Annotated in this window: 13 protein-coding genes; 7 read left to right on the top strand and 6 right to left on the bottom strand. The window is 68.1% G+C overall.

Going from position 1 to position 11,552, the window contains the following annotated elements; translation table 11 throughout:
- Positions 1-102: 102 nt before the first annotated feature.
- A complete protein-coding gene (locus tag ACOMG5_RS07535) occupies positions 103-693 on the top strand; it encodes a GNAT family N-acetyltransferase (protein WP_420343179.1) in 591 nt (196 codons plus the stop codon).
- Here the strand turns inward: ACOMG5_RS07535 and ACOMG5_RS07530 are convergent.
- Together ACOMG5_RS07530 and greA are read right to left on the bottom strand one after the other, a co-directional pair.
- Complete coding sequence (locus ACOMG5_RS07530; protein WP_420343178.1) at positions 690-1,685, bottom strand: hypothetical protein; 996 nt, start codon at positions 1,683-1,685, stop codon at positions 690-692. The two genes, ACOMG5_RS07535 and ACOMG5_RS07530, sit on opposite strands and share 4 nt — an antisense overlap.
- 12 nt (positions 1,686-1,697) lie before the next feature.
- Positions 1,698-2,168, bottom strand: coding sequence for a transcription elongation factor GreA (greA, locus tag ACOMG5_RS07525; RefSeq protein ID WP_420343177.1), 471 nt, complete (start codon positions 2,166-2,168; stop codon positions 1,698-1,700).
- 262 nt (positions 2,169-2,430) lie between these two features.
- Between greA and ACOMG5_RS07520 the strand changes: the two genes are divergently transcribed.
- The 3 genes from ACOMG5_RS07520 (at position 2,431) to ACOMG5_RS07510 (ending at position 6,768) form a co-directional block, all read left to right on the top strand.
- Entirely contained in the window at positions 2,431-4,077 is a 1,647-nt protein-coding gene (locus ACOMG5_RS07520) for a 4Fe-4S dicluster domain-containing protein (RefSeq protein WP_420343176.1), read from the top strand.
- 140 nt (positions 4,078-4,217) lie between these two features.
- On the top strand, positions 4,218-5,927 hold the full coding sequence (locus ACOMG5_RS07515; RefSeq protein ID WP_420343175.1) for a tetratricopeptide repeat protein: 1,710 nt from the start codon (positions 4,218-4,220) through the stop codon (positions 5,925-5,927).
- Positions 5,914-6,768, top strand: coding sequence for a 4-(cytidine 5'-diphospho)-2-C-methyl-D-erythritol kinase (locus ACOMG5_RS07510; protein ID WP_420343174.1), 855 nt, complete (start codon positions 5,914-5,916; stop codon positions 6,766-6,768). Before ACOMG5_RS07515 ends, ACOMG5_RS07510 begins: the two co-directional genes overlap by 14 nt.
- On the opposite strand, the gene ACOMG5_RS07505 is transcribed toward ACOMG5_RS07510, so the two are convergent.
- Positions 6,730-7,731, bottom strand: a complete 1,002-nt coding sequence (locus tag ACOMG5_RS07505; protein WP_420343173.1) for a polyprenyl synthetase family protein — start codon at positions 7,729-7,731, stop codon at positions 6,730-6,732. The genes ACOMG5_RS07510 and ACOMG5_RS07505 overlap by 39 nt on opposite strands.
- Before the next feature lie 60 nt (positions 7,732-7,791).
- Here ACOMG5_RS07505 and ACOMG5_RS07500 point away from each other — a divergent pair, with 60 nt between their 5' ends.
- The 3 genes from ACOMG5_RS07500 (at position 7,792) to ACOMG5_RS07490 (ending at position 9,050) form a co-directional block, all read left to right on the top strand.
- Positions 7,792-8,004, top strand: coding sequence for a DUF2007 domain-containing protein (locus ACOMG5_RS07500; protein WP_420343172.1), 213 nt, complete (start codon positions 7,792-7,794; stop codon positions 8,002-8,004).
- Entirely contained in the window at positions 8,004-8,756 is a 753-nt protein-coding gene (locus tag ACOMG5_RS07495; protein WP_420343204.1) for a tRNA1(Val) (adenine(37)-N6)-methyltransferase, read from the top strand. The genes ACOMG5_RS07500 and ACOMG5_RS07495 overlap by 1 nt, the downstream gene beginning before the upstream one ends.
- Before the next feature lie 120 nt (positions 8,757-8,876).
- Positions 8,877-9,050 (top strand): YdcH family protein, encoded by a 174-nt coding sequence (locus ACOMG5_RS07490; RefSeq protein ID WP_420343171.1) that lies wholly within the window; start codon positions 8,877-8,879, stop codon positions 9,048-9,050.
- A gap of 16 nt (positions 9,051-9,066) precedes the next feature.
- Here ACOMG5_RS07490 and ACOMG5_RS07485 read toward each other — a convergent pair whose 3' ends face one another.
- From ACOMG5_RS07485 to ACOMG5_RS07475, 3 genes are all read right to left on the bottom strand, one after another.
- A complete protein-coding gene (locus tag ACOMG5_RS07485; RefSeq protein ID WP_420343170.1) occupies positions 9,067-9,945 on the bottom strand; it encodes a DMT family transporter in 879 nt (292 codons plus the stop codon).
- A gap of 59 nt (positions 9,946-10,004) precedes the next feature.
- Positions 10,005-10,727 carry a beta-ketoacyl-ACP reductase gene (locus ACOMG5_RS07480; RefSeq protein ID WP_420343169.1) on the bottom strand — a complete coding sequence of 241 codons (723 nt, stop codon included), beginning with the start codon at positions 10,725-10,727 and terminating at the stop codon, positions 10,005-10,007.
- Between the two features lie 85 nt (positions 10,728-10,812).
- The coding region (locus ACOMG5_RS07475; RefSeq protein ID WP_420343168.1) for an acetyl-CoA C-acyltransferase at positions 10,813-11,552 on the bottom strand (740 nt) is incomplete at its 5' end.

The raw sequence follows: 11,552 nt of genomic DNA, 5'->3' as shown, positions 1-11,552 counted from the left end.
GCAACAGTTCTATGGGCAGTGTGCAGCCAGGCCAAGCGAAGGATTGTATCGGGCGCAATGGGCAGGGCTGCATGGGGAGGGGAAAATGCAGGCAGGGCCGTCATGTCCCGCGCCGTGAGCATTCAGCACGGAATCGCGCCCTCGCAGCGGGCCGCGGCGGCCTGCCTGTACTGGCAGGCCTTCGGGCGCAAGCTCGGCCGGGTGATGGGGCCGGAGCGCCGGGCGCTGGCCTTCATCGAGCGGGTGATGCTGCCGGGCCACGCCTTCCTGGCGCTGGATCCGGGCGGGCAGGTGGTGGGCGTGATCGGCTTTCGCACGCCGCAGGGCGCTTTCGTCGGCGGTACCTACGAGGACCTGCAGGCGGTTTACGGGCGGCTGGGGGCGCTCTGGCGCAGCCGGGCGCTTTCGGTTCTGGCGCAGGATCTGCCGGTCGGCGCGATCATCGTCGATGGGCTGGTGGTGGCGCCGGAGGCGCGCGGCCAGGGCGTGGGGGCGCAGCTCGCAGAGGCGCTCATCGGCTGGGCTCGGGGTGAGGGCTACCGCGCGGTGCTTCTGGATGTGGTGGAGGGCAATACCCAGGCGCTGGAGCTTTACGACTGGCTCGGCTTTCGCCGCAGCGGCATCCGCCGCAGCCGCCTCACCAAGGCGATCTACGGCTTCCGCACCTGCCACGAAATGACGCTGCCGCTCTAGCCGAAGATGCCCGCCGCCCGGCCCAGCAGCATGAACGCCCGCGCGGTGCGGGTATCGGCCAGGCCGATCACCTCCTGATCGGAGGCATTGCGCTCGAAATCGGTGAAGGTGCGGTCGAACTGGCGCAGGAAATGATGCGCCGCGTCGCGGAAGATCGTGTCGGTGCGCAGCCGCCCGGCGGTGAGCGCGAGCGAGGAGCGGTCCCGCACGCCGCCGACGGCCGCCACTTCGCGCCCGCGTTCGCCCTGGGCGAAGCGGCGCCAGAGCTCGGGGCGGGCGTGCTCGGGGGCGAGATCGTCCATGTAGATGCCGTCCTGTGCGAGCAGGTTCAGCACGTCCTGCGCGGCCCGGATCAGCTTGGCCATGGTGCGGTCCTCCAGAGCGCGGCGCAGCGCGCGGAAGCCCTCCTTGTCCTCGGCATTGTCGGGGAAATTCATCGCGCGCACGAAATCGCTCACCGAGACCGGATCGGCGAGGGCCTCGGAGGGCGTGCCGAGCGCGAGCGCGGGCTGGGCCTCCTCGGGCGCGGTGGGCTTCGGGGCCACCAGGGCCGCCTTGCGGTCGGCCGAGGGGACGGTCGCGCTGCGGTCCCGGTGCGAGGTGAAGGTCGCGATCGCGGTCTCGGCGGTCTTGGCGACTTCGTCGAGCTTCTTCTCAAGCTCCGCCGGCGCGGCCGGGCGGCTGGCCAGGGTGGCGCGCATCGCCTCGATCGTGGCGCGCAGCTCCTGTGCCTCCGCCCGCATCGCCCGGGCGGTCCGCGCAGCCAGCGCTGCCACCCAGATCAGCACCAGCGGCAGGGCCACGCCCACCAGCGTCAGGATGACCGAGGACAGGCTGCCATCGCCCGCGGGCATGAACAGCCAGAACGCCAGCACCAGCAGCAGCCAGACCGCGCTGACCCCGAGCGCGATCTGCTCGGCCTGCCCGAGCGCAGGCGCGCTCAGCCCCTGCAGGGGCGCGCGCGGTTTCGGCTCCGATGCGTCTGCCTCCATCACCGGCCCCCGTCAGACGAAGCGGACCGAGATGACCTCGTAGCTGCGCACCCCGCCCGGCGTGCGCACCTCGACGCTGTCGCCCTCGTCCTTGCCGATCAGGGCGCGGGCGATGGGGGAGCGGATGTTGAGCAGGCCGCGCTCCAGATCCGCCTCGGCCTCGCCGACGATCTGATAGGTGCGCTGCTCGTCGCTGTCCTCGTCGATGATCGTCACCGTGGCGCCGAACTTGATCGAGCCCGAAAGCCGCGCGGTGTCGATCACCTCGGCGAGGCCGAGGATCGATTCCAGCTCCTTGATCCGGCCCTCGACGAAGCTCTGCTTCTCGCGGGCGGCGTGGTATTCGGCGTTTTCCGACAGGTCGCCATGTTCGCGCGCCTCGGCGATGGCCTTGATGACCGAGGGGCGCTCGACCGTCTTCAGCATCTTGAGTTCCCCGTCGAGTACGTCGTACCCGGCGCGCGTCATCGGTATCTTTTCCATGGTGCCTATGCCCGGCTGCCTGCTTTTGATTACCGAGTGTAAATCTGTCCTTGCGCCCCCGAGTCAAGGGGCGTGGTCATATTTTGCCGTTGCGACGCCTCCGGGGAACGGGATGTCGCTCCCGGAGGGCCATATGCCGGTTGGGCATGGGATGGCGAACGAATGTTGCGCGCAATCGCAGCGTCACAATTGCTTCGTTGCAGCGGGTAGGCTAGCTACGGGGCCAAGCAAGCGTATGGCAAGCCGACGGGAGGCCAAGCACATGTCCGAGATCGAGCGGGAATCGATGGAATATGACGTCGTGATCGTCGGCGGGGGGCCTGCGGGGCTTTCTGCGGCGATCCGGCTGAAGCAGATCGACCCGGAGCTGAACGTGGTCCTGCTGGAAAAGGGCTCGGAGGTGGGCGCGCATATCCTGTCGGGGGCGGTGCTGGATCCGGTCGGGCTCGATGCGCTGATCCCGGACTGGAAGGACAAGGGCGCGCCGATCTCAACCGAGGTGAAGGAAGACAATTTCTTCGTGCTCGGGCCGGCAGGCTCCCTGCGGCTGCCGAACTGGCCGATGCCGCGGTTCATGTCGAACCACGGCAAGTACATCGTCTCGATGGGCAATGTCTGCCGCTGGCTGGCGACCCAGGCCGAGGAGCTCGGGGTGGAGATCTTCCCGGGCATGTCCTGCTCGGAGCTGGTCTGGGAGGGCGAGCGCGTCGTGGGCGTCGTCGCGGGCGAATTCGGCCGCGAGGCCGATGGCACGCCGGGGCCGGGCTACGAGCCGGGGATGGAGCTGCGCGGCAAATACGTGCTGCTGGCCGAAGGCGCGCGCGGCTCTCTGAGCAAGGTCGTGATCGAGAAATTCGACCTCTCCAAGGGCCATGAGCCGCAGAAATTCGGCCTCGGCATGAAGGAGATCTGGGAGATCGACCCGGCGAAGCACAAGCTCGGCGCCGTCACCCATACCATGGGCTGGCCGCTGGGCGGCAATGCCGGGGGCGGCTCGTTCCTGTATCACGCCGAGAACAACCAGATCTTCATCGGCTTCGTGGTGCACCTGAACTACAAGAACCCCTACCTGTTCCCCTATCAGGAGTTCCAGCGCTTCAAGAGCCATCCGTTGGTGAAGGACCTGCTGGAGGGCGGCAAGCGCGTGGCTTACGGCGCCCGCGCCATCACCGAGGGCGGCTATCAGTCGATCCCGAAGGTCGTGTTCCCGGGCGGCGCGCTGCTGGGCTGCTCCGCGGGGCTGGTGAACGTGCCGCGGATCAAGGGCAACCACAATGCGATGCTCTCCGGGATTGCGGCGGCCAATGCCGCGGCCGAGGCGATCAAGGCCGGGCGCGAAGGCGACGAGCTCTCCGCCTACGAGACCGAGCTGCGCAACGGCCCCGTGGGGCAGGACCTGAAGAAGGTGCGCAACGTGAAGCCGATGTGGTCCAAATGGGGGCTGGTGGCCTCCACCGTGCTCGGCGGGCTCGACATGTGGACGAACGACCTGTTCGGCTTCTCGTTCTTCGGCACGCTGAGCCATGGCAAGAACGACGCCCTCGCTACCGGCCATGCCAAGGACTACAAGCCGATCGACTATCCGAAGCCCGATGGCAAGATCAGCTTCGACCGGCTGACGAACGTGGCCTTCTCCTTCACCAACCACGAGGAAAGCCAGCCCTGCCACCTGCGCCTGAAGGACCCGTCCGTCCCGGTGCGGGTGAACCTGCCCGAATTCGCCGAGCCCGCGCAGCGCTATTGCCCGGCCGGGGTCTATGAGGTGCTGGAGGGCGAGGACGGGCCGCGGTTCCAGATCAACTTCCAGAACTGCGTCCACTGCAAGACCTGCGACATCAAGGACCCGAGCCAGAACATCACCTGGACCACGCCGCAGGGCGGAGACGGCCCGAACTATCCCAACATGTGAGCAGGCGCCCTCCCACCGGAGGGCGTTCTGTTTCCCGGCCGTCACATCGCCGTGTAGTGCCCCCCGCCCGGCGGGCGCCCCGCATTGCCTTGCCGGGCCTGCTTGGCTAGGGTCGGAGCGAATTTGGAAAGGACTTCCTCGTGCCCGTCAGCTTCCCGCTCCTGCGCCTTGCCATCGCCGCCCTGCTGCTGGGCACCGCTGCGGCGCCGCCTGCGATGGCCGCGGATATGGCGGGGCCCTATCTGGCGGCGCGCTCGGCCTCCATCGCCAATGATTATGCGGCCGCGATGGATTATTACGACCGCCTGCTGCTGGCCGCGCCCGATAATCCGGATGTGCAGGAAGGCGCGCTCGTGACCCATGTGGCGATGGGGGATTATGAGCGGGCGGCGCGGCTGGCCGATGTGGTCGTGTCGGATACGCGGGCCAAGGCCGGGCAGATCGCGGTGCTGGTGGCGCTGGCCGATCATGCGCAGCGCAACGATTTTGCCGGGGCGGTGGCGCTTCTGGACAAGGGCGCGGATGCCGGCGATCTGGTCGGCGGGCTCTATCGCGGCTGGGCGCGCGCGGGCGAAGGCCAGATGGCCGAGGCCGGGAAGGCCTTCGACAAGGTCGGCAAGCTGCGCGGGCTGGAGGGGTTCGCGGCCTATCACAAGGCGCTGTCGCTCGCGATGGTCGGCGATTACGAGGGCGCGGACAAGATCCTCTCCGGGCATCTGGCCAAGGTGATGCACGGCACCCGGCGCGGGATCCTCGCGCATGTGCAGGTGCTCTCGCAGCTCGAACGCGATGGTGATGCCATCAAGCTGATCGACACGACGATGGGCTCGGCGCTGGATCCCGAATTCACCGCGATCCGCGCGCAGCTGGAGAAGGGCGAGGCGCTGCCCTTTACCGTGGTGGGCTCCGCGCGCGATGGTGTGGCGGAGGTGTTCTTTGCGGTGGCGCAGGCGCTGAACGCGGAAGACCCTTCCACGGTGGGGCTGGTGCATGCGCGGCTGGCGCTGTGGCTGCGCCCGCAATTCGGCGATGCGGCGCTGCTGGCGGCCTCGATCCTCGAGGCGCAGGGGCAGCATGACCTCGCCATCGGCGTGTTCGCGGCGGTGCCCGCAGACAGCCCGATCCATCCGGCGACGGAGCTTGGCCGGGCCGAAGCCATGGTCGCGGCCGGGCGCACCGATGCGGCGATCGACGTGCTGCAGAAGCTCTCGCGCAGCGTGCCGGATCAGATCTCGGTCTGGATTTCGCTGGGAGACAACCTGCGCCGGGTGGAGCGCTGGTCCGAGGCGGCGCAGGCCTATGACAAGGCCGTGGCCCTGATCGGCACGCCGGAGCCGCGCGACTGGTTCGTCTATTTCGCCCGGGGCATTGCGGAGTCGCGCTCCGATGCCTGGCCGCAGGCGGAGAAGGATTTCCGCGAGGCGCTGCGGCTCAGCCCCGATCAGCCCTCGGTGCTGAATTACCTCGGCTATTCCTATGTCGAGCGGAAGGAGAACCTCGACGAGGCGCTCTCCATGATCGAGCGCGCCGTCGCCGCCCGGCCAGAGGAGGGCTATATCCTCGACAGCCTCGGCTGGGCGCTCTACCGGCTCGGCCGCTACGACGAGGCGGTGGGCCATATGGAAAAGGCGGTGGAGCTGGATTCGACAGAACCCCTGCTGAACGACCATCTGGGCGATGTGTACTGGGCCGTCGGGCGCAAGCGTGAGGCGGAGTTCCAGTGGCGCCGGGCGCTGAGCCTCGGGCCGGGCGAGGACCTGGACATGGAGCGCGTGCGGCGCAAGCTGGATGTGGGCCTTGATCAGGTGCTGAAAGACGAGGGCGCGGAGCCGCTCCATGCCACCGATTGAGGTTCTGGCGCCGGCCAAGGTGAACCTGGCGCTGCATGTTACCGGGCAGCGCGCGGACGGATACCATCTGCTGGATTCGCTGGTGGCTTTCGCGCCGTTCGGCGACCGGATCGGGCTCACCCTGGCCGCGGCGCCGATGCTGCGGGTGACGGGGCCCGAGGCCGCGGGCGTGCCCGAGGGGCCGGAGAACCTGGTGCTGCGGGCGGCCGCGCTGGCCGGGCGGACGGCGGAGATCACGCTGGAGAAGAACCTGCCGCCTGCTTCGGGGATTGGTGGCGGCTCTTCGGATGCGGCGGCGGTGCTGCGCGCGCTCGGGGCCGCGCCCGAGGGGCTGGAGCGGCTGGGCGCCGATGTGCCGATGTGTCTGGTGCCGCGCCCGGCGCGGGTGCGCGGCATCGGCGAGAAGCTGGAGCCGGTGACGCTGCCGCCTTTGCCCGCGGTGCTGGTCAACCCACGGCTGGAGGTGGCGACACCCGCGGTGTTCCGGGCGCTCAGCTGGCGCGAGAACCCGCCGCTGCCGGAGCTGCCTGCCTTCGGCGGCGCGGTGGACTGCATCGACTGGCTGCGCGAGCGGCGCAACGATCTGGAGCCGCCTGCGGTGGCGCTGGCGCCGGTGATCGGCACGGTGCTGGCGATGCTGCGCGCGACGCCGGGGTGCCGGCTGGCGCGGATGTCGGGCTCGGGGGCCACCTGTTTCGCGCTCTATGCGACGCTGGTCGAGGCCGAGGCCGCGCTGGCGCGGGTGCGCATCGCGCGGCCCAGCTGGTGGGCCGCCTGCGGGGCGCTCGGCGATCAGACGGCCTCAGCGCAGCCGCGCGACCACATAATCCGCGAGGTCTGAGAGCATCTCGCGCAGAGGGTGCTCGGGCAGCAGCCGCAGCGCATGCCGCGCCCGCTCGGACCAGGCCAGCGCCTCGGCGCGGGTGGCCTCCAGCGCGCCATGGCGGGCCATGAGCGCCAGCGCCTGCGCGAGGTCGCCCTCGCGCTGGTCCCCCTTCTCGATCACGCGGGTCCAGAAGGCGCGCTCCTCGGCATCGGCCTTGGCCACCGCCTTGATCACCGGCAGGGTCAGCTTGCGCTCGCGGAAATCGTCGCCGGTATTCTTGCCGATCTCGGCGGTGGAGCCGCCGTAATCCAGCAGGTCGTCCGCCATCTGGAAGGCGATGCCGAGCGCGTCGCCATAATCGTAAAGCGCCTTGATCTGCTCCTCCGGCACCCCAGCCAGCACCGCGCCGACCTCGGTCGCCGCCGAAAACAGCGCCGCCGTCTTGCCGCGGATCACCTGCAGGTAGATCGCCTCGGTGGTGCGCAGATCCTGCGCTGCGGTCAGCTGCAGCACCTCGCCCTCGGCGATCACCGCCGAAGCATTGGCGAGGATGTTCAGCACCCGCATGTTGTTCGCCTCGGTCATCAGCTGGAAGCTGCGCGCGAACAGGTAATCGCCGACCAGAACCGAAGATTTGTTGTCCCACAGCAGGTTGGCCGTTGGCCGGCCGCGCCGCTGGGTGCTTTCGTCCACCACATCGTCGTGCAGCAGGGTCGCTGTATGGATGAATTCCACCGTCGCCGCCAGATGCAGGTGATAGGGCCCCTCGTAGCCGCAGAGCCGCGCGGAGGCCAGCGTCAGCATCGGGCGCAGCCGCTTGCCGCCCGCCTCGATCAGATGCGCGGTCACTTCGGGGATGCGCGGCGCATGCTCCGAGGACATCCGCGCGCGGATCAGGGCGTTGACCTGGTCCATATCGGCCGCGAGGGCCTGGGCCAGTCTGTCATGCGGCTTCGTCGCCTTGTCGTCGAGGCTCATCATTCTTCCTTCCGATCCCCCCATCTCGACAGCCTGTCCCGCAGGCCCTAAGTGAGGGCTATGAAAGAGCTTCTGCGCACCACGGACCCGGTCAAGATCGCTTTGGCGACGGCCCTTCTTGAAGGCGAGGGTATAACGGCCTTTCAGCTCGACGTCCACATGAGCATTCTCGAAGGCAGCCTCGGAATTCTGCCGCGGCGGCTGATGGTCGCGCAGCGGGACCTGTTCCTCGCCCGCGCCATTCTGAGCGACAACGGGATCGGGCCGGAATGATGTTTGCGGAGGCGGATCTGACACAGGACCGGTTCCTGGATGGGCGGCTGATGGTGGCGCAGCCGCGCCATGGCTACCGCGCGGCGATGGATCCGGTGCTGCTGGCGGCGGCCTGCCCGGCACGGCCGGGGGATGCGGTGCTGGAGCTCGGCTGCGGCGCGGGGGTGGCGAGCCTGTGCCTCGGCTGGCGGCTGGCGGAGCTGCGGCTCACCGGGCTGGAGCTGCAGCCGGCCTATGCCGATCTGGCGCGGCGCAATGCGGCGGCGAACGGGATCGCGCTGGAGGTGATTGAGGGCGATCTCGCGCGGATGCCTGCCGCGCTCCGGGCGCGGAGCTTCGATCATGTGATCGCCAATCCGCCCTATTTCGGCGCGGGGACGGGCACCGCCGCCGCGGATGCCGGGCGCGAGACCGCGCAGCGCGAGGCGACGCCGCTGGCCGATTGGCTGGGCGCGGGGCTGCGGCGGCTGCACCCGGGCGGCTGGCTGACCATGATCCAGAACGCAGACCGGCTGCCTGCGATTCTCGCGGCGCTGCCGGGCGGTTCCGTCACCGTGCTGCCGATCGCGGCGCGGGCCGGGCGTGCTGCGGGGCGGGTGATCGTGCGGGTGCGCAAGGGCGGCCGCGCGCCGTTCCGGCTGCTGGCACCATTGGTGCTGCATGCGCAGAGCGAACATGCCGCGGATGCCGAAGATTTGACGGAAATTGCGCAATCCGTGCTGCGCCGCGGCGAAGAGTTGCGCATTCTCTGAGAAGGCTTTCGCAAGATTTCGCGAGTTCTGTGGATTGTTTCCAAATGAATAAGACATTCTCGTGACACGACTCGGAAAACGTGGTGCACTGAGCTTACCGAAACAGCTGAGGAGACTGCTATGTCACTGACTTCGCACATCGCCGAACTGCGCAGGAAACATCTCGCCCTTTCCGAGGAGGTCGACAGGGCGCATCGCAAGCCGGGGTACGATGATCTCACGATCGCCGAGATGAAGCGGCAAAAGCTCCGCATCAAGGAGGAGATCACGCGTCTCGAACAGGTTCCGGCCTGAGGCAGCTCTTCGGCGATCAGTCCGAAGCCCCCTTTTTCAATTTACTTGCCATGGCCGCCAGAAAAGCGCCGGCCGCAATCATCGCAGCTGCCAGCAGCAACAGCGGGCTGGCAGCTGCAACGCCCGCAAGAACGAGCGCCAGCGTGGACAGCAGCGGAGCCGCATAGGATGCCGTGCCGAGAAGCTGAATATCTCCGCGCTTCACCCCTACATCCCAGGTATAGAAGGCGAGGCCCACCGGGCCGAGGCCGAGCGCGAGCACCGCGCCCCAGCCGCTGATGCCTGCGGGCCAGAGCGTGGGCTCCAGCGCCAGATGGGCCAGCGCCGAAAGGAACGCCGTGGCGAGGCAATAGACCGCGACGGCGGCCGTGGGCACTTCGCCCAGCCGGCGCGAGACCAGCGAATAGGCCGACCAGGTCAGCGCGCAGAGAAAGGCCAGCCCGTAGCCTGGCAGCGCCTCGGCCCGCGCCGAAACGCCACCGCGCGCGACGATCAGCGCGGCGCCGCCAAAGGCGATGAGCGCCCCCAGCACATGCAGCGCCCGCAGGCGTTCGCCGGGCAGCAGGCCCGAGAACACCACGATGAGCAGGGGCCAGAGATAGGCGATCAGGCTCGCCTCCGCCGGCGGCGCCAGGCGCAGGGCGGTGAAATACAGGAAGTGGTAGCCGAAGAGCGCGATGGTGCCGAAGGCATAGACCTTCATCGGGATCCGGCGCAGCACGCCGAAGCCCTCGGTGAGAGCGACCCAGATCAGGCCGATCCCGCCACCGATGGCGAAGCAGATCGCGTTGAGCTGCAGCGGCGGCACCGGCGCCGAGCCGACGGTGAACAATGCCAGCAGCGCCCAGAGCGCCACCGCCGAGAAACCGATCACCGTTGCCTGACCGCGCGACATGCATCCCCCAAAGCAAAGAGGCCCGCACCATGCGGGCCTCCACGCGATTTGCCAAGGGTTCAGGTGAGGTATTGGCCGCCGTTCGCGGTGATCGTGGCGCCGGTGATGAACCCGGCCTGATCCGAGGCGAGGAACACGACGCAGCGCGCGATGTCCTCGGGCTCGCCCAGGCGGCCGACGGGGATGGTGGCGATGATCGACTCGCGCACCTTCTCCGGCACGGCCATGACCATCTCGGTCGCGATATAGCCGGGGCAGATGGCGTTGACGGTGATGCCGGCGCGCGCGCCCTCCTGCGCCAGAGCCTTGGTGAAGCCGAGGTCGCCCGCCTTCGCGGCCGAGTAGTTGGCCTGACCGAACTGCCCCTTCTGACCGTTGATCGAAGAGATAGAGATGATACGGCCGAACTTGCGTTCGCGCATGCCGGCCCAGATCGGGTGGGTCATGTTGAACAGACCCGAGAGGTTGGTGTCGATCACCTCTTTCCACTGCTGGCGCGACATCTTGTGGAACGGCGCGTCCCGGGTGATGCCCGCGTTGTTCACCAGCACCTCGACCGGGCCGAGTTCCGCCTCCACCTGCCGGATCCCCTCCTCGCAGGCGTCATAATCGGCGACAGACCATTTGAACGTCCGGATGCCGGTGACATGCGAGAATTCCTTCGCCGCTTCGTCGTTGCCGGCATAATTCGCCGCGACGGTGTAGCCTGCGTCTTTCAACGCCATGGAAATCGCCGCGCCAATCCCGCGTGTGCCGCCGGTGACAAGTGCAACTCTCGACATGACTCCTCCTAATGTCGAATTCGATGGCAACATTGTTATTCGGTATTTTGTCTGCGCGCAAGATTATTGCGCGCAGACTTTGGTCTCAGAGTCCCTCGAGGCACATGGCCACGCCCATGCCGCCGCCGATGCACAGCGTCGCGAGGCCCTTCTGCGCGCCCGAGCGTTTCATTTCGAACAGCAGCGTGTTCAGGATGCGCGCGCCGCTGGCGCCGATCGGGTGGCCGATGGCGATGGCGCCGCCGTTGACGTTCACCTTGGAGGTATCCCAGCCCAGCTCCTTGTTCACTGCGCAGGCCTGGGCGGCAAAAGCCTCGTTCGCCTCGATCAGATCGAGGTCGCTGGCCTTCCAGCCCGCCTTCTCCAGCGCCTTGCGCGAGGCCGGGGCCGGGCCGATGCCCATGATCGCCGGATCCACGCCCGCGGTGGCATAGGAGGCGATGCGCGCCAGCGGCGTGAGCCCGCGTTTGATCGCTTCTTCCTCGCTCATCAGCAGCACGGCGGCCGCGCCGTCATTGATCCCCGAAGCATTGGCCGCGGTGACCGAGCCATCCTTGGTGAAGGCGGGCTTCAGCTTCTGCATCGCCTCGATCGTCGCGCCGTGGCGGATATATTCATCCGCATCGACCACGATGTCGCCCTTGCGGGTCTTGATGGTGAAGGGGACGATTTCGTCCTTGAAGCGCCCGGCCTTCTGCGCGGCTTCGGCCTTGTTCTGCGACGCCAGCGCGAATTCGTCCTGCATCTCGCGGGTGATCTGGAACTTCGCCGCGACGTTTTCGGCCGTCTGCCCCATGTGATAGCCGTTGAAGGCGTCCCACAGGC

Origin of the sequence: Paenirhodobacter sp., assembly GCF_041916475.1 — a bacterium.
Taxonomy (GTDB): Bacteria; Pseudomonadota; Alphaproteobacteria; order Rhodobacterales; family Rhodobacteraceae; genus Rhodobacter.
Note: the sequence above shows the minus strand (reverse complement) of the source record. Positions and strands in the feature narration are given on the sequence as shown.

Excerpts from the sequence above, each read along its gene's own strand:
- ACOMG5_RS07485 (WP_420343170.1), bottom strand. The coding sequence starts at position 9,945 with ATGTCGCGCGGTCAGGCAACGGTGATCGGTTTCTCGGCGGTGGCGCTC.
- ACOMG5_RS07505 (WP_420343173.1), bottom strand. The coding sequence starts at position 7,731 with ATGAGCCTCGACGACAAGGCGACGAAGCCGCATGACAGACTGGCCCAG.
- ACOMG5_RS07530 (WP_420343178.1), bottom strand. The coding sequence starts at position 1,685 with ATGGAGGCAGACGCATCGGAGCCGAAACCGCGCGCGCCCCTGCAGGGG.
- ACOMG5_RS07535 (WP_420343179.1), top strand. The coding sequence starts at position 103 with ATGTCCCGCGCCGTGAGCATTCAGCACGGAATCGCGCCCTCGCAGCGG.
- ACOMG5_RS07480 (WP_420343169.1), bottom strand. The coding sequence starts at position 10,727 with ATGTCGAGAGTTGCACTTGTCACCGGCGGCACACGCGGGATTGGCGCG.
- ACOMG5_RS07495 (WP_420343204.1), top strand. The coding sequence starts at position 8,004 with ATGTTTGCGGAGGCGGATCTGACACAGGACCGGTTCCTGGATGGGCGG.
- ACOMG5_RS07510 (WP_420343174.1), top strand. The coding sequence starts at position 5,914 with ATGCCACCGATTGAGGTTCTGGCGCCGGCCAAGGTGAACCTGGCGCTG.
- ACOMG5_RS07520 (WP_420343176.1), top strand. The coding sequence starts at position 2,431 with ATGTCCGAGATCGAGCGGGAATCGATGGAATATGACGTCGTGATCGTC.
- ACOMG5_RS07490 (WP_420343171.1), top strand. The coding sequence starts at position 8,877 with ATGTCACTGACTTCGCACATCGCCGAACTGCGCAGGAAACATCTCGCC.
- ACOMG5_RS07500 (WP_420343172.1), top strand. The coding sequence starts at position 7,792 with ATGAAAGAGCTTCTGCGCACCACGGACCCGGTCAAGATCGCTTTGGCG.
- greA (WP_420343177.1), bottom strand. The coding sequence starts at position 2,168 with ATGGAAAAGATACCGATGACGCGCGCCGGGTACGACGTACTCGACGGG.